The sequence below is a fragment of the Mycolicibacterium sp. XJ870 genome (genome assembly GCF_053483975.1).
This window is the reverse complement of record NZ_JBEFTI010000010.1, coordinates 131,764-151,780: the sequence shown is the minus strand read 5'-3', so window position 1 is coordinate 151,780 and position 20,017 is coordinate 131,764. Positions and strand designations below refer to the sequence as shown.

General features: G+C 64.8%; 18 protein-coding genes. 9 read left to right on the top strand and 9 right to left on the bottom strand.

The window, feature by feature from the left end; genetic code table 11:
* Positions 1 to 33: 33 nt before the first annotated feature.
* From ABQF30_RS26685 to ABQF30_RS26660, 6 genes are read left to right on the top strand one after another with little or no spacing between them, the layout of a single operon-like run.
* Complete coding sequence (locus tag ABQF30_RS26685) at positions 34 to 1,206, top strand: amidohydrolase family protein (protein WP_448469506.1); 1,173 nt, start codon at positions 34 to 36, stop codon at positions 1,204 to 1,206.
* Positions 1,203 to 2,462, top strand: a complete 1,260-nt coding sequence (locus ABQF30_RS26680; protein ID WP_448469504.1) for a M24 family metallopeptidase — start codon at positions 1,203 to 1,205, stop codon at positions 2,460 to 2,462. The genes ABQF30_RS26685 and ABQF30_RS26680 overlap by 4 nt, the downstream gene beginning before the upstream one ends.
* A complete protein-coding gene (locus tag ABQF30_RS26675) occupies positions 2,459 to 3,598 on the top strand; it encodes a M24 family metallopeptidase (protein ID WP_448469502.1) in 1,140 nt (379 codons plus the stop codon). The genes ABQF30_RS26680 and ABQF30_RS26675 overlap by 4 nt, the downstream gene beginning before the upstream one ends.
* Complete coding sequence (locus ABQF30_RS26670) at positions 3,591 to 4,565, top strand: enoyl-CoA hydratase/isomerase family protein (protein WP_448469500.1); 975 nt, start codon at positions 3,591 to 3,593, stop codon at positions 4,563 to 4,565. The genes ABQF30_RS26675 and ABQF30_RS26670 overlap by 8 nt, the downstream gene beginning before the upstream one ends.
* A 5-nt stretch (positions 4,566 to 4,570) precedes the next feature.
* Complete coding sequence (locus tag ABQF30_RS26665) at positions 4,571 to 6,994, top strand: CaiB/BaiF CoA transferase family protein (RefSeq protein ID WP_448469498.1); 2,424 nt, start codon at positions 4,571 to 4,573, stop codon at positions 6,992 to 6,994.
* Positions 6,995 to 7,021: 27 nt separating this feature from the next.
* Positions 7,022 to 7,828: an SDR family NAD(P)-dependent oxidoreductase gene (locus ABQF30_RS26660; RefSeq protein ID WP_448469496.1), complete on the top strand. Its 807-nt coding sequence runs from the start codon at positions 7,022 to 7,024 to the stop codon at positions 7,826 to 7,828.
* Positions 7,829 to 7,838: 10 nt separating this feature from the next.
* On the opposite strand, the gene ABQF30_RS26655 is transcribed toward ABQF30_RS26660, so the two are convergent.
* Complete coding sequence (locus tag ABQF30_RS26655) at positions 7,839 to 8,684, bottom strand: mycofactocin-coupled SDR family oxidoreductase (RefSeq protein WP_448469494.1); 846 nt, start codon at positions 8,682 to 8,684, stop codon at positions 7,839 to 7,841.
* 521 nt (positions 8,685 to 9,205) lie between these two features.
* Complete coding sequence (locus tag ABQF30_RS26650) at positions 9,206 to 9,865, bottom strand: TetR/AcrR family transcriptional regulator (protein WP_448469492.1); 660 nt, start codon at positions 9,863 to 9,865, stop codon at positions 9,206 to 9,208.
* Between the two features lie 282 nt (positions 9,866 to 10,147).
* On the opposite strand from ABQF30_RS26650, the gene ABQF30_RS26645 reads away from it, so the two are divergent.
* Both ABQF30_RS26645 and ABQF30_RS26640 read left to right on the top strand, forming a co-directional pair.
* On the top strand, positions 10,148 to 10,930 hold the full coding sequence (locus ABQF30_RS26645) for an enoyl-CoA hydratase (protein ID WP_448469490.1): 783 nt from the start codon (positions 10,148 to 10,150) through the stop codon (positions 10,928 to 10,930).
* Positions 10,931 to 10,938: 8 nt separating this feature from the next.
* Complete coding sequence (locus tag ABQF30_RS26640; RefSeq protein ID WP_448469488.1) at positions 10,939 to 12,420, top strand: adenylate/guanylate cyclase domain-containing protein; 1,482 nt, start codon at positions 10,939 to 10,941, stop codon at positions 12,418 to 12,420.
* A gap of 172 nt (positions 12,421 to 12,592) precedes the next feature.
* Here the strand turns inward: ABQF30_RS26640 and ABQF30_RS26635 are convergent, their stop codons facing one another.
* From ABQF30_RS26635 to ABQF30_RS26605, 7 genes are read right to left on the bottom strand one after another with little or no spacing between them, the layout of a single operon-like run.
* On the bottom strand, positions 12,593 to 13,399 hold the full coding sequence (locus ABQF30_RS26635) for an acyl-CoA dehydrogenase family protein (RefSeq protein WP_448469486.1): 807 nt from the start codon (positions 13,397 to 13,399) through the stop codon (positions 12,593 to 12,595).
* Between the two features lie 2 nt (positions 13,400 to 13,401).
* Positions 13,402 to 14,550, bottom strand: a complete 1,149-nt coding sequence (locus tag ABQF30_RS26630; protein WP_448469484.1) for an acyl-CoA dehydrogenase family protein — start codon at positions 14,548 to 14,550, stop codon at positions 13,402 to 13,404.
* Complete coding sequence (locus ABQF30_RS26625; RefSeq protein WP_448469482.1) at positions 14,547 to 14,984, bottom strand: nuclear transport factor 2 family protein; 438 nt, start codon at positions 14,982 to 14,984, stop codon at positions 14,547 to 14,549. The genes ABQF30_RS26630 and ABQF30_RS26625 overlap by 4 nt, the downstream gene beginning before the upstream one ends.
* Positions 14,962 to 16,215, bottom strand: a complete 1,254-nt coding sequence (locus ABQF30_RS26620; protein ID WP_448469480.1) for a metal-dependent hydrolase family protein — start codon at positions 16,213 to 16,215, stop codon at positions 14,962 to 14,964. The genes ABQF30_RS26625 and ABQF30_RS26620 overlap by 23 nt, the downstream gene beginning before the upstream one ends.
* A gap of 1 nt (position 16,216) precedes the next feature.
* Positions 16,217 to 16,546, bottom strand: a complete 330-nt coding sequence (locus ABQF30_RS26615) for a hypothetical protein (protein ID WP_448469478.1) — start codon at positions 16,544 to 16,546, stop codon at positions 16,217 to 16,219.
* Positions 16,539 to 17,885: an aromatic ring-hydroxylating oxygenase subunit alpha gene (locus ABQF30_RS26610; RefSeq protein WP_448469476.1), complete on the bottom strand. Its 1,347-nt coding sequence runs from the start codon at positions 17,883 to 17,885 to the stop codon at positions 16,539 to 16,541. Before ABQF30_RS26610 ends, ABQF30_RS26615 begins: the two co-directional genes overlap by 8 nt.
* A gap of 4 nt (positions 17,886 to 17,889) precedes the next feature.
* Positions 17,890 to 18,432: a carboxymuconolactone decarboxylase family protein gene (locus tag ABQF30_RS26605; RefSeq protein ID WP_448469474.1), complete on the bottom strand. Its 543-nt coding sequence runs from the start codon at positions 18,430 to 18,432 to the stop codon at positions 17,890 to 17,892.
* A 273-nt stretch (positions 18,433 to 18,705) separates the two neighbouring features.
* Between ABQF30_RS26605 and ABQF30_RS26600 the strand changes: the two genes are divergently transcribed.
* Positions 18,706 to 20,004 (top strand): amidohydrolase family protein, encoded by a 1,299-nt coding sequence (locus tag ABQF30_RS26600; protein ID WP_448469696.1) that lies wholly within the window; start codon positions 18,706 to 18,708, stop codon positions 20,002 to 20,004.
* Positions 20,005 to 20,017: the final 13 nt, after the last annotated feature.

Here is a 20,017-nt window from a genome sequence, read left to right as displayed (position 1 = left end):
TTCAGCCCTAACAGCCCGATTGGAGTGCCCCCAATGTCATCCCTGACCGCAACGCTCTATCCACCAGAAGGTTTCGGTGCGCCGAAGGACCGGCACGGCCATGCCTCAGCGGACGGACTCACCGGATTTCCTGAAGGCACGGAGATCTTCTCCGCCGACAACCACATCTCGGTGGCCGACGACATCTTCTACGAGCGCTTCCCCGAAGAGCTCAAGGGTGCGGCGCCGCGCATCTGGTACGAGGATGGCGCCTACATGGTCGGCATGAAGGGCAAGGCCTGGACCGGTGGTGACTTCGGCCGCGTGCTGATGCAGTACGACGACCTCGCGGGCGCCGCGTCGAACAACATCGAGGCGCGGATCCGTGAACTCAAAGAGGACGGGATCGACAAGGAACTGGCGTTCCCCAACGCGGTGCTGGCCCTTTTTCATTACCCGGACAAGTCGTTGCGCGAACGGGTGTTCCGGATCTACAACGAGCACATCGCCGACCTGCAGGAACGAAGCAACGGTCACTTCTACGGCGTCGGGCTGATCAACTGGTGGGACCCCAAAGGGACCCGGAGCACGCTCGAAGAGCTGAAGGCGTTGGGGCTCAAGACCTTCCTGCTGCCCCTGAACCCCGGCAAGGACGACGACGGCAACATCTACGACTACGGCAGCGCGTCGATGGACGCCGTCTGGGACGAGATCGAGGAGGCGGGTCTGCCGGTCAGCCATCACATCGGCGAGACCCCGCCGAAGACGCCGTGCGAGAACAACAGCGTCGTCGTCGGCATGATGGTCAACGTCGACTCGTTCCGCGAGCAGTTCGCCAAGTACGTCTTCTCCGGCATCCTGGACCGCCACCCCAAGCTCAACATCGGCTGGTTCGAAGGTGGAATCGCCTGGGTACCAACCGCTCTGCAGGATGCCGAGCACATGCTGGCCTCGTATCAGCACATGTTCAACCATCAGCTGTCCCACGACGTCCGGCACTACTGGAACAGGCACATGAGTGCCTCGTTCATGGTCGATCCGCTCGGCCTGCGCCTCATCGATGACATCGGCGTGGACAACGTGATGTGGTCGAGCGATTACCCGCACAACGAGAGCACCTTCGGCTACTCGGAGAAGTCGTTGGCCAGTGTCGTCGAGGCGGTCGGCCCGGAGAATGCCGTGAAGATCGTGAGCACCAACATCAAGAACTTCCTGGGGGTCTCATGACAGTGACTTCTGTCGGTTCGGCCACTCGGTCGGGAACCGTAGTGCTCGACATTCCGGAGCTCCCCGACCTTGGCCGGATGTACCGCGAATGCGGTGCGCGGTTGCGTGATTCGATGCGGGACAAGGGCGTCGACGCACTCGTGCTGCTCGGCAACGGCAACGTGGTCTACGCGACCGGCGCCAGCTGGCCGCTCCTGGACGCGGGGCTGTCCCACGTCGAGCGACCGGTGGCCGTAGTGCTGGCCGACGACGAGCATCCCCACCTGTTCATGCCGTTCCGGGAGGGCAGCTCGTTCGATTCGGAGCTGCCCGCCGACCATGTGCACGGACCGCTGTACCTCGAATTCGAGGAGGGCGTCGAGAATTTCGCCAGGATCCTGGCCGGCCTCGTCCCCGCCGGCGCGACCATCGCGGTCGACGAGCTCACCGGCGCGATGCGCCGGAGTGTGGATCGGCTGTTCCGCGCCGGACCGCCGTCCGATGCCGCACAGGTGATCGGCCCGGCCAAGCTGGTCAAGACGATCGATCAGATCTCTGCCATCCGTAAAGCCTGCCGCATCACCGAGCAGGCTGTCGTCGACGTGCAGTCCTCGCTCGCCCCCGGTGTGCGCCAGATCGATCTGTCGGCGCAATTCGTCCGTCGGGCCTTCGAACTGGGCGCCACGGCCAACATGCTGGAAGCCATCTGGCAGGTGATGCCCACCACCCGGGACAGCGGCGCGGTCTGGACGACGACCGGTGATCTCGCACTGCCGTTGCTGACGACGGAAAAAGAACTGGCGAAGGGCGACGTGCTCTGGACCGATGTCAGCATCACCTATGAGGGCTACTGTTCGGACTTCGGCCGTACCTGGCTGATCGGCGAGGAACCCTCGGCCCGCCAGCACGCGCAGTTCGCCAAGTGGCGGGAGATTCTCGACGCCGTGCTCGCGGTGACCAGGGCCGGCGCCTCGTGTGGGGACCTGGCGCGCGCCGCCATCGCCGCCAACGGCGGGGCCAAACCGTGGCTTCCGCACTTCTACCTGGGTCACGGCATCGGCACCAATGCCGCCGAAATGCCGATGATCGGAACGGATCTCGGTCAGGAATTCGATGACAACTTCATCTTCCCGGCCGGGATGGTGCTCGTGCTCGAACCGGTGGTGTGGGAAGACGGCACCGGCGGCTACCGCAGTGAGGAGATCGTGGTCATCACCGAGGACGGCTATCAGTCGATCACCGATTACCCCTACGCACCATATGGACTGAGCGCATGAGCACAGAGATCCTGCCCGACGACTTCGCATTGCGGACCGGGCGCCGCGAACGCGCACTGGCCCAGATGGAGGCCAACGATCTCGACATCCTCGTGCTCGGCCGCCAGGCCAACGTGCGTTACGTGACCGGTGCGCCGCAACTCTGGGTCGCGGGTACTCGCCCGTTCGCCCCGATCTGCGTGGTGGTCCGCGGGACCGGTGAGATCCATCTGAACAGCACCTGGGACGAAGGCATTCCGGACGAGATCGGCCACGACCACCTCTACGGCCTGGCATGGAACCCGATGACACTCATCGAGGTGCTGAAGAAGATCGACGGCGCCGCAGACGCGAAACGGGTCGGAACCGACGCCATGTCACCGACATTCGGTCAGCTGCTACCCATGGCGTTCCCCAACGCCGCGCTCGTCGACGGTGAGGCGGCGATGCGGGCCGCACGTCGGGTGAAGACCGACGAGGAGATCGTCGCCCTCCGTGGTGCGCTCAGCGTGGCCGAGGACGGATTGGCCGCCGCGGTGGCCGGGCTCGCAGCGGGAACCACGGAGCAGGCTCTCACCGGAGTCATGTTGGAGGCGATGACCGCCGGCGGGGTGAGCACGTCGGCCACCCAGGACGGAGCCTGGATCACACCGCGCGAGCACACGTGGCGGGTGGGCCGCCGCGACCGCAAGGTGTCAGAAGGTGATCTCGTGGCGTTGGCCTCCGGTGCGTTGGCCAACGGCTATGTCGGCGAGGTCGGGCGTACCTGGCCCGTCGGCGAGGTCAAGGGTGCAGACGCCCTGTATGCGCGGTCAAATGAGCTGTGGGACAGGCTCGTCGCGGCCTGCCGGCCGGGTGCGTCGGCCGCTGACCTCTTCGCGGCGTACAGCGCCGCAGGGGAGCCGATGCCCCCGATGCCGGTCGCCCACGGACTCGGGCTCGGTTTCGATCCGCCGGTGGTCTCCCCGGATCTGCCGCAGACGTCGGCGGCCGAACGACTCGACCCGGGCACGGTGCTCGCGGTGACGGCTTACGTGTGGGAGGGCGGCATCGGTGCGGTGTTCCGCCGCGACGCGGTGTTGATCACCGCCGACGGGCCTGAGGTACTCACGGCCAGCCCATCGTTCAACCAGGCGGTCGGTGCCGTCAATGGCTGAGCAGCCGGCCGCGGGTCGGCCCAGTCCTGAGGAGATCATCCTCTACGAGAAGGATCCCAAGACCAAGATCGCCACCATCACGTTCAACCGTCCCGAGTTCCTCAACGCCCCGACGTCGTTGGCCCGGTTGCGGTACGCAGATGTGCTGCGCGCTGCCAACGCGGACAACGACGTCAAGGTCGTGATCGTCCGGGGAGTGGGTGACAACCTGGGCAGCGGCGCCGATCTGCCGGAGTTCATGGAGGGCAACGACAATCCGGCGGTGCGACTGGCCGAGTTGCGGCTGGAGGATGACGGTGTCGGCGAGGTGACCTATCCGCCAAAGGGCACGTTCCGCAACGGCGCCACCATCAGCTCCTGGTACGCCAACTCGCAGGCCGGTAACCGGGCGCTGCAGGATTTCAAGAAGATCAGCATCGTCGAGGCGAAGGGCTACTGCTACGGCTGGCACTTCTACCAATGCGCCGACGCCGATCTGGTGATCTCTTCCGATGATGCGCTGTTCGGGCATCCGTCGTTCCGGTATCACGGCTGGGGCCCACGGATGTGGACGTGGGTCCAGATGATGGGCCTGCGCAAATTCCAGGAGATGGTGTTCACCGGCCGGCCGTTCACCGCCGCGGAGATGTACGACTGCAACTTCCTGAACAAGGTGGTGCCGCGGGATCAGCTGGAGGCCGAGGTGGCCAAGTACGCGATGGCCTGCACTCGGAACCGCCCGGTGGACACGGTCTTTCAGCAGAAGATGTTCTTCGAGATCTTCAAACAGCAGCAGGGTGAGTACATGGGCAGTCTGCTCAGCGCGTTCTTCGAGTCGATGGGCAACGGCGTGGCCAACGACAGCGACGACGACCTGGACATGTTCGAGTCGATCGATTCCGGTCTGTCGGCCGCGGTCAACGACAACGACAGCAAGTTCCCACCCGATTTCAGGCTGAGCAAGAAGAACCGGAACAAACCGGAATAGGTCGCATGAGTTCACCACTGACCGGGTACAGCGTCGTCGACCTGACCAGCGGGATCGCCGGGGCGTATGCCACAAGGATTCTCTCCGACGGCGGCGCCGATGTCGTCAAAGTCGAAGCACCGGAAGGCGACCCGCTGCGCCTGTGGTCGGCTTCGGGGGCAGCGATCCCGCCCGATGGCCACGGCGCGTTGTTCAGCTTCCTGGCCGGGGCGAAACGCAGCGTCGTCATCGACCCGGCCGCGCCCGTCGATCTCGAGCTGTTGGATCGGCTGGTTGCCTCGGCGGATGCGGTGCTGTGGTCGCCGGAATCGCCGGTGGCGCAGCGTTTGTCGCCGGGCGAGCTGTACCGACGCCATCCGCACCTCATCGTCACCGCCATCACCCCGTTCGGCCTGGATGGTCCATGGCACGACCGGGCCGCCACCGAGTTCACCCTGCAGGCGTGGTCGGGTGGCGCGATCGGTATCGGTCGCGGGACTCAGGATCGGGCGCCGGTGACGATCGGCGGCCAGGTGGGGGACTGGCTCGCGGGTGCCTATGCCGCCGCGATGACGCTGGCGTTCCGGTTGCGCGCGCAGCGCGACGGGCACGGCGAGTTGATCGACCTGTCCATGCTCGAAGCCCAGATCCTGTGCCTGACCTACTATCCCGTCACCTACTTCGAGATGCTGGGACGGCCCTGGCGCACCGAACGCAGACCCACCGTGCCCGGCGTGGCGCAGGCCGCCGACGGTCTGGTGGCGCTGGGCTGCGGCACGGCCCAGCAGTGGTGGGATCTGTGCGCGATGTCGGGTCACGATGAGTGGATCGATGAGACCACGGAACTCACCATCACCGAGCAGGCGAACCTGCACGCAGAGGAACTCTACGAGTGGCTGAGGGATCAGAAGGTCGACGACGTTCGTGATTTGGCTTCGGCGTTCCGGATCCCCAACTCCCCGGTGGGTAATGGTGAGAATGTCACGGGGATGGACCATTTCGTGCAGCGCGGTGCGTTCGTGCCTCACCCCGACGGGTTCACCCAACCTGACCACCCGTATCGACTCGGCGGTGTTCCGTTACAGCCGGCCGCCGCGGCACCCCGGCTCGGCGAGCACACCGAAGAGATGCGTGCCCGGGCCCTGACGCCGCGGCCCGCGCCGGACCGGGCGCCCGACCGTGACCGGTTGCCGTTCAGCGGATTGCGGGTCTTGGATATGACGACGTTCTGGGCGGGGCCGTCGTGCACGCACCTGTTGGGCATGCTCGGCGCCGAGGTCATCCACCTGGAGTCCACCGCCAGGCCGGACGGCACCCGGTTGATCGCGGGAATCCCGGCGTCCGAGGAGCAGTGGTGGGAGCGGTCGCCGATCTTCAGCGCGCTCAACACAAACAAAAAGGGACTGACGCTCGACTTCCAGACCGAGCAGGGCCGCGACCTACTGCACCGCCTGATCGCCCGGTGTGATGTGGTGGTGGAGAACTTCACTCCGCGGGTGATCGATCAGATCGGGTTGGATTTCGAATCGGTGCGTGCGCTGCGCGAGGACATCGTCATGTTGCGGATGCCCGGTTTCGGCTTGGACGGGCCGTGGCGCGACAATCCTGCCTTCGCCTACATCATCGAGGACGCCTCTGGCCTGAGCTGGCTCACCGGATATCCGGATCGGACGCCGTTCGAGCCGTATTCGGTTGGCGATCCCAATGCCGGCATCCACGCGTTCAACGCCCTGATGCTGGCGCTGGAGCACCGCCGGCGCACGGGCGAGGGCGTTCTTGTCGAGGCCGCCATGGTGGACGCCGCCCTCAATATTGCCGCCGAACAGGTCATCGAGTGTTCGGCGTACGGCGTGCTGTTGCAGCGTGATGGCAACCGTGGCCCGGTTTCAGCTCCGCAGAACCTGTACCAGACCGCCGATATCGATGAGTTCGACCGTGCCGACAGCTGGGTCGCGATCGCGGTGAGCACCGATGCTCAGTGGGAAGCGCTGCGGGAGGCGATAGGACGGCCGGACTGGGCGCGCGATCCTGAACTGTCCACGGCCGCAGGCCGGCGCGCGCAGCACGACCTGATCGATGAGAAGCTGGCCGCGTGGTGCGCGCCCCGAAGCGGTGACGACATCGTGGGCACCCTGTGGCCCGCCGGAGTGCCGGTGGCCAAAGTGATGCAGCCGCACCGCCAGTCGGAGTTGCCGCAGCTGTGGCACCGGCGCTTCTTCGAACACGTCGGACACCCGGTGAACACAGCCGCTCCGCACAGCACTCTGCCCGTGACTCTGGCGAACGGGCCGCGGGAGTTCCACCGGGAGCCGGCACCGTTGCTGGGCGAGCACAACTACGAGGTGTTGGCGGAGTTGGGGCTGGACGAAGACGACATCGCCGCGTTGGTCGATGACGGCGTGATCGGAACTGAACCGGGCGTGGGCGGACGTCGTAAAGCCGCACGCTGAGGCGCGATACCGCTAGCCTCAAATACTGTGGCTATCAATCCTTCTGACATCATGCTCACCGGCCGTGTCGCGGTCGTCACCGGCGGTGGCACCGGGATCGGCCGCGGCATCGCGGCCGGACTGGCGGCGTTCGGGGCATCAGTGGCGATCTGGGAGCGTGACGAGGAAAGTTGCGCGGCGGCAGCAGAAGCCATCGGCGCACTCGGCATCGTCACCGACGTCCGCGATTCCGAACAGGTGGACGCCGCCTTGGCACGCACCACCTCTGAGCTAGGAGCGGTCACCATCCTGGTGAACAACGCCGGCGGCGTGTTCGCCTCGCCGCTGCTGGAAACCAGTGAGAACGGCTGGGATGCGCTCTACCGGAGCAACCTGCGCCACGTGCTGTTGTGCACACAGCGTGTCGCTCGGCAGCTGGTCGCAGCCGAAATGCCGGGAAGCGTCATCAATCTCACGTCGATCGAGGGTGTGCGCGCGGCGCCGCGCTACGCGGCCTACGCCGCTGCCAAGGCCGGCGTGATCAACTACACGCAGACCGCAGCGTTCGAACTGGCGCAGCACGACATTCGGGTCAACGCACTGGCGCCGGACCTCACCCTGACCGAGGGTCTGCTGCGGCTGTCTCCTGCCGGTCTGCCGCCGGGTATCGCCGACGGCATACCGATGAGCCGGCCCGGCCACGTCGACGAAATTGCCGGAGCAGCAGTGTTTCTGGCCTCCGGCATGTCCAGCTACATCACCGGCCAGACCATTCACGTCGACGGCGGCACCCGGGCTGCGGGCGGCTGGTACAACCACCCGCAGACCGGTGCCCCTACGTTGGGACCGGGCTAAGGATCCGGTCCTACTTCAGGCAGCTACCCGCGTCGACCGGAAGCGTCACGCCGGTGATGTAACGCGCCTCGTCAGACGACAGGAAGAGCACGGCGTTGCTGATGTCGACGGCCTCGACCCACGGGATCGGCAGGGTGTGGAACATCTGGCAGATCGGCGCCATGTCATCGGCGCCCGGGTTCTCCAGGTCGGGCCGGAACATCTTGAAGGTGCCCTCGTTGTGCAGCATCGGGGTCGCGACGTGCGTGGGATGCACGGTGTTGACGCGGATGTTGTGCTGGCCCAGCTCCACTGCGAAGCCCCGCATCAGGCCGACGACGCCGTGCTTTGCCGCCACGTAGTTGCCGCAATGCGGGTAGGCCTTGAGCCCACCCACTGAGCTGGTCAGGACGATGGAGCCGCCACGGCCACCGGCAATGAGGTGAGGCACACCGGCTTTGACCGACTTCCAGACGCCCGAGAGGTTGATGTCGATCATCTCGTCCCAGTCCAGCTCACTGGTCTGGTCGAGAGTGTCGCCGCCGTTGCCGATGCCGGCGTTGGCGACGATGATGTCGAGCCTGCCGAGTTGCTCGACGCCGCTGTCCACGGCGGCCTTGATGGCTGCAGCATCGCGGACGTCGACCTCGGCGGTGACGACGCGACGGTTGAGACCCTTGATCAGGTTCGCGGTCTCGGCCAGGTCATCGGAAGTCGATGCCGGGATGGCGGTTTCCACGCCCGGCCGGATCGGCCCGCAGATGTCGATGGCGATGATGTCGGCGCCCTCCTGGGCCAGCCGCAGTGCGTGGCTGCGACCCTGGCCGCGGGCCGCGCCGGTGACGAAAGCGACCTTTCCCTCCACCCGTCCAGTCATTGGTTACCTCAGTTCTGTAGTACGTGAATTGATGCGACTTCGGCGAAATCTGTGCACCTGCTCAGCACTCTGTCACCGGCCTACCATTGTGTCAACGGCGGACTCGTTTGAGGCAATTTGTACTCTCTGCTTAGAAGAATCATCTTCTCGCGAGCTCAGCGCGTGGCGATTTGGGAGAGATTCAGCGTGGAATGACTGCCGGGTGCGCGGGCGCGCATGTCGGGGACGGGTTACACCGCCCGATTGGCGGCGTAACCCGGTGAAATAGCGGCCAGGCGATCCAGCGGGAACCGGCATTCGCACGTCGATGTGCAGGGGCGACCGGCATGTAGAGCGCACAGTCGGGAGCCGTCGAAGACGTAAACGCCGGTGAGTTGAAGGTGTGGATGTTCGATGACGACGCGCAGCGCGCGGGACCCGATGGTTCCGGTGGACCACTGGACGACGCGATACGGGTCGGACCGGAGATTAGCTACGCCGCCCAGTGTAAGGCGGGTTCTTATTATAGGAGAACGGAATTCTCAGCTAGCTGTGGCGGCGAATCCGTTGGCGCAGAAGTCCCAGACTTCGTCGGCCGTGATGGGGTTTGGCGTGGCCTCGTCAATGCCGCCGCTCGACTGCGCGACGAACATCACCGTCTGCATCGTCATCGCCGCCATCCGGCGCGGGTTGATGCCCTCGCGCAGTACGCCGGCTTCCGAGGCGTCGACCATCAGCTCGGTGAGCAGGGCCAACAGCGGCGCGTGCGCGACCTTGACCTCGGATGGATGCGATACCAATAGCCGCGGAGCGAAGTCGGTGAACAGCGGCCGTTGGGCCGCCGGGTCCGGCCGTGACGACTCGAACAGCAGCTCGATCGCCACTTTCAGCCGCTCAAGGGGGTCCGTGTGATTCGCGGTCGCTGCGCGGATCTGATCGGCCGAGCGGCTCAGGGCGTCCTCGAACAGGGCCAACAGCAGCTCGTGCTTACCGTCGAATTGCAGGTAGAAGCTCCGCAATGACTGCCGCGAGCGGTCGACGACCTCTTGCACGGTGAAATCGGTGCTGCCCTTTTCGATGATGATCGCCTGCGCGGCGTCCAAGAAGCGCTGCACGCGCTGGGCGGCGCGCAATTTGGCGGTTTTGATCGACCGCTCGACTGCCCGTTGCTTCCAGGCGGGTTCTTCGCCAGCGCTGGTCACAGGCAGCTCAGATGCGTGCCGAGTCGGGAGAACATGAACTGACTGTACCGGAGAACGCCTTGCCATTGTGGTGCCAGACCCCCTCGCGGCCAACGTGTCGGAGATTGTAACTTTCGTACGGTGAGAATAGTATTCTCATGACGGGAATTATAGAAGCCTTTCGCAAAGAAGGGCCTCTCATCGTCTCCGTGCCACCGGACACAGTGCGCGGTATTGCTGAGGACTGTGGCAGTGGTTGGTTCGAGCGCTAACTAGCCGCTCCCAGAAAGCAGAGGAAGCCACGTGTACATCGACTATGACGTCGCCGAGGCGATTGCCACCATCACGCTCAACCGACCCGAGGCCGCCAACGCGCAGAATCCGGAACTGCTCGACGAACTGGACGCCGCGTGGACCAGGGCAGCGCAGGACCCTGAGGTGAAGGTGATCGTTTTGCGCGCCAACGGCAAACACTTCTCCGCCGGGCACGACCTGCGCGGTGGCGGTCCCGTGCCGGACAAGATCACGCTGGAGTTCCTCATCGAGCACGAGTCGCGTCGATACCTCGAGTACACGTTGCGCTGGCGCAACGTGCCGAAGCCGTCCATTGCGGCCGTTCAGGGCCGGTGCATATCCGGCGGTCTGCTGCTGTGCTGGCCGTGCGACCTCATCTTGGCCGCAGACGACGCGCTGTTCTCCGATCCCGTGGCGCTCATGGGAATCGGCGGCGTCGAATACCACGGCCACACCTGGGAACTCGGCGCCCGCAAGGCCAAGGAGATCCTGTTCACCGGTCGGGCGCTGACCGCTGAGGAAGCCGAACGCACCGGCATGGTGAACCGGGTGGTGCCGCGCGACGAGCTCGATGCCCAGGCCATCGAACTGGCCGGCCAGATCGCCAAGATGCCGTCGTTCGCGCTGCGCCAGGCCAAGCGCGCGGTCAATCAGACCCTTGATGTTCAGGGTTTCTACGCTGCCATCCAGTCGGTGTTCGACATTCACCAGACCGGTCACGGTAATGCGTTGAGCGTCAGCGGCTGGCCGGTGCTGATGGACATCAACGAGATGAAGGCCAACATCAAATAGCCCTTCATATGGGCGCCATTCGGCTCAGTGTGCGCTACGCCGCCGGGCTGACCTACACACAGATCACCGCCGCGACGGCGGTGCTGCTGGTGGTGCTGGCGCTGAGTCGCAACACCGTTGGTGACGCGCGGCAATTGTTGACCCAGGCGAACCTGGTCGCGATGATCGCGTTGATGGTGGCAGCCGCGATCATCGATACCGCCGTGGGTTACGTCAACGTGCATCCGACGTTCAAATGGTTTGCCGCAGGCCAACACCCAACACCGGACCAGCAGCGCGCCGCGATGCGCATCGGGCCTCGCCAGTTCATCGTTCAGTTCGCCACCTGGGCGGTCAGCGCGGTGGTGTACACAGTGGTCAACCGGGACCTCGGCGGGGGAGTGGCCTATGTGATGGGCGGGGCGATCCTGTTCGGCGGGGTTGCTGCCGCGTGCATGGGATTCCTGGTGACGCAACGGATGTTGCGTCCGATCGTGGCTGCGTCGCTTACCGCCTCCTCGGCCTCCAGCTCGCCGATGCCGGGCGTGCTGGCCCGGCTGATCACCATCTGGGTGTTGTTCAGTGGCTTGCCCACCGTGGGTATCGCGCTGATCGTGCTGGCCCGCTCCAACGGTTGGTTCGTGCAGAAAGATGCTCCGGTGGAAGCGGCCGTACTGGCGCTGGCCATGGTTTCGCTGGTCTTCGGGATGCGGTCGATGGTTCTGGTGGCACGCTCGATCTCGGACCCGGTGCGCGAGGTGGTGCTGGCGATGAAGGCGGTCGAGCGGGGCTGGTCAGGGGTCTCGGTGAAGGTGTACGAGCCGTCCGAGATCGGCCGGCTGCAGTACGGCTTCAACCGGATGGTCACCGGCCTGGCCGAGCGCAACCGGTTGCGCGACCTCTTCGGCCGGTATGTGGGTGTCGACGTAGCGCGCCACGCCCTGGAGCAAGGTGGGGCAACCAGCGGCGACGTGCGTGAGGTCGCGGTCCTCTACGTCGACCTGGTGGGGTCGACGGCGCTGGGCGCCTCCCGGCCGCCACAGGAAGTCGCGCAGTTGCTCAACGGCTTCTTCCGGATCGTGGTCGATACCGTGGAACGGAACCACGGCTTGATCAACAAGTTCGAGGGCGACGCAATCCTGGCCGTGTTCGGTGCGCCACTGCGGCTGGACAACGCCGCGTCCTCGGCGCTGGAGACGGGACGGGCCCTGGTGCCGAGGCTCCGTGAGCTGCCCGACGTGGAGTCCGGTGTCGGCATCTCGTACGGCTCGGTGTTCGCCGGCAACATCGGTGCCGAAAACCGCTATGAATACACGGTTATCGGTGACGCGGTCAACGAGGCCGCGCGGCTGGCCGACCACGCGAAGGACCGGGATACGGTGGTGCTGTGCTCGGGCAGCGTACTGGCCGGCGCCGACGCTGACGAGGGCCGGCACTGGATGGTGCGGGGTTCCACAGTTTTGCGCGGTCGCTCGACGGTGACCGTGTTCGCCGAACCGCTCACCCCGTAGCCCGTAGCGCGGGCTACCTCAGCGGGCTACCTCATTAGCGCGAGCGTGCGGGTCTGCCGCCCGACACGCCTTCGCACAGCAGCAGTTCGTGCACACTCGACCCGTCACGAGTGTGCGCAAAATATTGTCCGGAGGCGGCGTGTTGGGCAGCAGACCCGCACGCTCGTGAAGATCAGAGCTGGGCCAGGCGGGGTGCTGAGCCACGGGCCCGCAACCCCGCCCCGGCCTTCCGGGTGAGTTCCCTTGAACTGCCGAGCAATGCGTCGAGCACCAGGACCCGCTTCACGTGGTGGTGCAGGTCGTGCTCTTCGGTGAAGCCGATGCCGCCGAGCACTTGCTGGCAGTTTCGGGCCGCCGTGAGCGCGGCCTTGCCCGCGGCGGCCTTGGCCAGCAGCGCGGTCAGATCGGGGTTGTCCTCGGCGGGCAGGTTCAGCGTCGCCTCGGCGCCTTCGATGGCCACCAGCGTCTCGGCGAGCCGATGCCGGATCGCCTGGAACGATGCGATCGGCCTGCCGAACTGGACGCGGTCGAGCGCATGGCCGCGGGCCAGGGTCAGCATCGCCCTCGCCGCACCGACCAGCCACCATCCCACGGCAAGGCGGGCATCGGGCAGTCGTGGGTGCCCGCCCTCGTCGACCCGGCGCAGCGGCAGCCCGCCGAGAGCCGAGCTCTCGGTCTCCATCGTGTAGTCCCACACCACCCAGCCGCCACCTGCGAAGGGCAGCGCCGGAGTCGTCGTGCCGACGTCGCGGCCGGCGGTCAGGAGCACCACGTCGTTGAGAACCGATGCGTGTGAACCCGTTTCGCCGAGCAGCCGGAACACCAGCGGGATGGCCAGCTCGGACATGTCGGACAACATCTCGGTCCAGCCCAAATCGGCGAGCGCAGCGTCCAACTCGGCGCCGGACGTTGCGAGCATGGTCTTGCGCAAGGTGTTTTCGAGTAACTCGAGTGACTCTTTATCCATGTGGGCGGCCATCGTCACTCCTTCCCGAGGTCGAGCAGTCGGCGAGCGATGATGTTGCGCTGTACTTCGGCGGTGCCGCCGTAGATGGTGGCGGCCCGCGAATAGAGAAATTCGGTGCGCCAGTCGGTGTCGTCGAGTTCGATGGCGCCCGGCAGCAGATCGCGGGCTGTGTCGTAGAGCTTCTGTTCGGCGCCGGCCAGCAACACCTTGTCGATCGAGGTGTCCGGACCGAGCTTGTGCCCCTCTGCGAGTCGATGCTGGGTGGCGCGGGACCGGCACCGCAGCGTGTGCAGGGCCAGGTACGCCTCGCCCATCTCCGAGTCCGCCGCCTGGCCGATACCTTTGACGTCATCGATCAGCGCGTCGAGCCGCGAGTACAGGTAGGCGATGCGCTGCCAGAAGCACGTCGAGCGTTCGTACGGCAGCAGATCCATCGCGAGTTTCCAGCCGTCGCCGGGCTTGCCGAGCATCCGACTCGCGTCGACCGCTACGTCGTCGAAGTACACCTCGCAGAACTCATCGACATCGTGCATGGTGCGCAACGGGCGCACGGTGATGCCGGGGGTGTCGACGTCGACGAAAAAGGCAGTGATCGCCTCGTGGTTGGGGGTGTCTGCGTCGCCCGTGCGGGTGAGCAGGATGCAGCGGTGCGAGTACTGGGCGAAACTGGTCCACACCTTCTGGCCGTTGATGATGTACTTGTCGCCCTGCTGTACGGCTCGCGTCGTCAGCGACGCCAGATCGCTGCCCGAGCCCGGCTCGGAGAATCCCTGGCACCACTGCTCTTCGCCGCTGAGCAATTTCGGCACCATCTCGGCGGCCAGTTCAGCGGGTGCGTAGTCGATCATCGTCGGCGCCAGCACTTCGAGCATCGAGTACGGTCCGGGCTCGGCCAGTCGGCGGCCCACCACTTGCTCGCCGACGATGGCCCGCAACATCGCCGGACCGCCGAGTCCGCCGGCGTGCTCGGGCCAGCCGTAGCGGCTCCAGCCGGCGTCGTAGAGCGCCCGCTGCACTCGGGCGAACTGGCGCATGTGGCCGGCGAGCGAATGATCGTCCGGTGGGGTCAGGTCGTTCTCGGACAGCCAATCCTGCAGTGCTGCACGGAATGTGGCCGGGTCGTGGAGCGCGGCAGCGCGACCTTCGGCGTGGAGCTCGGTCATCCGGCTTCGGGCCTGCCGATCGCGTGCGGGCGTCCATGGTCGTGGTCACCGCTGCGTCGGATGAAGGTCATGGCACGGGTTTTCAATCGCCATCCGTCATCGGTACGCACATAGGTGTCCCGGTAGTAACCGATACGCATGTCGTGCTTGGAGTGCTCGATGAAGCACAGCGGCTGGGTACCCGTTGCAGTATCCCGGGTGTCGTCGTCAAACTCGACCAGTGCCGTGCCCGTCATGAACAGCCCTTTGGGGGCGGCGTCGACGAGTACCGGGAACCGGTTCAACGTGTATGTCTCACCGAAAGCGCTGTAGGTGCCGTCAGGTGTGAAGACGGTGACCAGCCCCTCGACATCGCCCTGCGTGATCGTCACGGCGTATTTGGCCAGTAGCTGCTGAATTTCGACCAGGTCGTCAGTTCGGGTTGGCGTACTCATTGCGGTAGACCCTACCCCCCTTCATTACAAAATTCACATCTCGTGTAACGCTGATGTCCTGCAGCGGATTGCCCGGCACCGCGATGATATCGGCGAGTTGCCCCTCGGCGAGTCGGCCTCGATCGGTGACGTTGATCAGGTCCGCGGCGACCACGGTCGCGGCGCGCAGCACCGCGGCCGGCGGCATGCCCCACTCGACCAGGGTGACCAGTTCGTCGGCGTTCTTACCGTGCGGAATGGCCGGCGCGTCGGTGCCGACGGCGATCTTGACTCCGGCCTCGTACGCCGCCCTGATCGAGGTCTCGGCCTTCGGGAACATCTGGGCTGCCTTGTCCTGCAACACCTTCGGAGCCTTGGACACATCCATAGCCTGCGCCAGCCGCCGGGTGGTGACCAGGAAGCGGTCGTTGTCGACGAGCATCTGGATGGCTTCGTCGTCCATCAGGAACCCGTGCTCGATGCAGTCGATGCCACACGCCACTGCATGTTTGACCGCCTCGGCGCCGTGCGTGTGCGCGGCGACCCGCAGCCCTCGCCGATGCGCCTCGTCGACGATCGCCCGCAGCTCTTCATCCGAATAGTGTTGTGCCCCAGCTTCGCCGGTGAGCGACATCACGCCACCCGACACGCAGACCTTGATCAGCTGGGCGCCGTGCTTGATCTGGTAGCGCACTGCCTTGCGGATCTCGTCGACGCCGTTGGCGATGCCCTCCTCGATGGTGAGCTCCAGCACGCCCGGCATGAACGCCGCGAACATGGTCGGGTCGAGGTGCCCGCCCGTCGGTGTAATGGCATGGCCCGCAGGCACTATGCGGGGTCCGTCGATCCAGCCGGCGTCGATCGCCTTGCCCAGCGCCACATCCAGCAGGTAGCCACCCGTCTTGACGAACAAGCCGAGATTGCGCACGGTGGTGAACCCGGCATGCAACGTGCGTCGGGCATTGCCGACCGCACGCAGCATCCGCGTCGGCGGATCGTCCTGCACCTGGGAGAGGCCGGGGTTCTCACCCCGGCCACCCATGAGCAGGTTGACTTCCATGTCCATCAGGCCGGGCAGCAGGATCGCATCGCCGAGATCGATGACGTCGCCTTCGTCGGCGGAGCCGACACGGCTGGCTTGAGCTTCTCCTCCGACCGAAACGATGCGGTCACCGTCCACCTTGACGATGCCTGGCCGGACGATCTCGCCGGCGTCGACGTCAACCAGACCCGCTGCTTTGAGGGTCAGCACCTCAGACCACCGGCTCCTTGATCAGTCGAATGTAGGCGGCGCCGCTGTCGAGCACGCGTGGTTGCTTCCACACCTCGATGGGGAAGCTCACCATGACGATCGATTGTCCCAGATGCACCAGCGCTTTGGCGTCCTCCGGCATCCCCTTGAGCGGGAAGCGCGCGTCGACGTAGACCATGATGTCCTCGAGACGCGCCATGCCGGCATCGTAGAGTTCCTGCATCTCTTCCATCGTCGAGGCGAGGCGCTTGGCGTAGCGCTCCTCCTCGGTGGGCAGGCACCAGTCGCTGAACCGCTCCAGGTCGGCGAATTCCTCTGGCAACTTAGACATTTGCTGATTCCTTCTCGGTCTTCGTGGTTGCGGCGCCGTTCACAGACCCGTTCGCTGCCTTTTCTTCGAGGCTCGCCTTGTACCTGTCCACGTACTGATGCGCGGTCATGTGGAGGTGGCGCAACAGGATCTCCTGGTCGCACAGCGGGAAGTCCGTAACCACGCGGGTGCCGATCTGCGTCTGGGTTGCCTCAAGGGTATTGGCATCTTGGAACGCGTACTCCTTGAATGTCACCGCGGCGAGTTCCTGGGACAGCCGTTCGCGCAGGTTCTTCGGTGGCACGAAGTAGAGGTCGGCCTCGAAGATGTGCTTGTCGACCGCGGTCGGCCAGTAGTTGTAGGTGAGGTACCAGCCCGGCGCCCAGAACAGCAGGGTGAAGTTGGGGAAGAACTCGAACGAGTCTGTGCCCCAGGTCTTGTGGCGGCCGGGGTTGATGGCCGGCGGTAGCTCGTCGGGCAGGATGCCCTTGATGTCGGGGCGGTCCCACGGCCCGAACAGACCGCTGTGCAGGATGCGCTCGATGGGCTTGACCATGTTGAGGTCCTTCGGAGGGCTCATGCCGCCCCATGACGACACCATGGAGTGGTCGCCCTTGATGTCGTAGGCCAGCGCCTCGAAGCCGAACTGGGCCAGCTTCTCGGCCTCCTCCTTCTCCGCCTGCTTCATGTGCAGGATCGGTGCGTGGTAGAACTCGGTGAATGCGTCGATGAACAGCTTCCAGTTCGCGTTGATCTCCGAGCGGTAGCTGTAGTGCTCGGTCATCTCGTGGAACGGGTAACCCTCGAGGCCCTCGGCGAATTCACCGAGGTAGTCCCGCAGCGGGGCCGCGTCGTCGTCGTAGTTGATGAAGATGAAGCCCTCCCACACCTCGCAGCGCACGGGCACGAGTCCGTAGTCGCTCTTGTCGAGGTTGAAGAACTCGCCCTCCTGCTGAACGAAGGTGAGATCGCCGTTGAGTGCGTAGCGCCAGGCGTGGTACTTGCAGGTGAACTGGCGGCAGACACCCGAGACTTCCTCGCCGGGGTAGTCGCTCCAAACCAGTTTGTTGCCGCGGTGCCGGCACAGATTGTGGAACGCGCGGACGACGTTTTCCTTGTCCTTGACGATGATCACCGAGGTGCCCGGGCCCACTGACGGCATCTCGCGGGTGAAGTAGCTGCCCTTCTTGGGCAACTGCTCCACGCGGCCCACCTTGAGCCACGTCTTCTTGAAGATCGCCTGCTGCTCGAGCAACCAGTGCTCGGGATCGATCGAATCCTCATAGTTGACCGGGGCAGTGCCCAATTCGGGCCAGTTCTCGGTCCAGCTACCCGCGGCAGGTTTGGGGAAATGTGCCACTTGTCTACCTACTTTCTTCCGAGCCGGTTTCAGGCTCAATGCCAAAGGTGTTGTAGGCCATGGCCATGAGGCCGTAGCCGCCGATTGTGAAAACCAGGTCCATGCGCTGGCGCTCGTCGAGTTGCTCGCTGAGCGCAGCCCACGTTTCATCGGAGATCCGCGACTGTTCATCGAGTTCGTCGACAGCGTTCAGCACGGTCTGGTCGAGCGGGTCGTCGGCCTCGCCCCGCTTGATGCCCTCGAGCTGCTCATCGGTGAGCCCCTCGGCCTTGCCGATGAAGACGTGGTGCGACCACTCGTAGTCGCACTTTCTGCGGTGGGCGATCCGCAGGATGGCGAGTTCGCGCATGCGCGCGTCCAGCGTCGAGCGGAACAGCAGGTGATTGCTGAACCGCAGGAACGCTTTTGTGAGCCGCGGGTGGCGGGCCAGCGTCGACAACGCGGTGCCCGCGCCCTCGGGATTGAGCCGTTCCTCGGGCAGCATGACCGACAGCGCACGTAGCACCTCGTCATCCCACTCTTCGGCGGGCAATGGGGGCAGGCGCACGTGCCCTCCTCCTCTCGCTGGCGAGAATCAGGTTCTCATTTCCGACTAAGAGGTTTCCATCTTTTCGGCAAATGGTCAATGGGAACTCGCCCGGTTGGTGGCTGACCAGGCTGAACCCGCTCGTCAACGATGGCAGACATTGATTCTCTGTAGACGAGAAGCTAGTTTCCTCTAGTAGAGAACCGGTGTGGAGCACCTTGTCGCACGATGCAGCCTGAGCGTCGACGCCGAAATGGAGAACCTGTCATGACCACCGCGGACGTGAGGAGCAAGATGAAAAAAGAAGACATGATCTTGATCAGCGTGGATGACCACATCATCGAGCCGCCGAACATGTTCAAGAATCATCTGCCTGCGAAGTATCGGGACGAGGCGCCGCGGTTGGTGCACAACCCGGACGGTAGTGACACCTGGCAGTTCCGCGACACGGTGATTCCGAATGTGGCGCTCAATGCGGTGGCGGGCCGGCCCAAGGAGGAGTACGGGCTGGAGCCACAGGGTCTCGATGAGATCCGCAAGGGGTGTTACGACCCGGATGAGCGGGTCAAGGACATGAACGCCGGCGGGGTGTTGGCGACGATGAACTTTCCGTCGTTCCCGGGTTTCGCCGCTCGGTTGTTCGCCACCGAGGACGCCGAATTCTCGCTGGCGTTGGTGCAGGCCTACAACGACTGGCATATCGACGAGTGGTGCGGCAGCAATCCAGGGCGGTTCATTCCGATGGCGATCCCGGCGATCTGGGACCCCCAACTGTGCGCCGACGAGGTGCGGCGGGTGTCGAAGAAGGGCGTGCACTCACTGACGTTCACCGAGAACCCGTCGACGCTGGGTTACCCGAGCTTCCACGACCTGGAGTACTGGAAGCCGTTGTGGGAGGCCCTGGTGGACACCGACACGGTGATGAACGTGCACATCGGGTCCTCGGGCAGGCTGGCGATCACCGCCCCGGACGCGCCGATGGACGTGATGATCACTTTGCAGCCGATGAACATCGTGCAGGCCGCGGCGGATCTGTTGTGGTCGGCGCCCATCAAGGCGTATCCGGATCTCAAGATCGCCCTGAGTGAGGGCGGCACCGGGTGGATTCCGTATTTCCTGGACCGGGTGGACCGCACCTATGAGATGCATTCGACGTGGACGCATCAGGACTTCGGTGACAAGTTGCCGTCGGAGGTGTTCCGTGAGCACTTCATGACGTGCTTCATCTCCGACCCGATCGGGGTGAAGAACCGCCACGAGATCGGGATCGACAACATCTGCTGGGAGATGGACTATCCGCACAGTGACTCGATGTGGCCGGGGGCGCCCGAGGAACTGTGGGCAGTGTTCGACACCTACGACGTCACCGACGACGAGATCAACAAGATGACCCACGAAAACGCCATGCGGCTGTACCATTTCGAGCCGTTCGCTCACCTTCCCAAGGATCAGGCGACCGTCGGCGCGTTGCGTAAGCAAGCCGAGGGCCACGACGTGTCCATCCGTGCCCTGAGCCATGAACGAAGTGGTGAGAAGACGAGTTTCGCCGACTTCCAGGCCAACGCCAAAGTCGTCAGCGGCGCCAAAGAGTAGCTAGGAGACACAC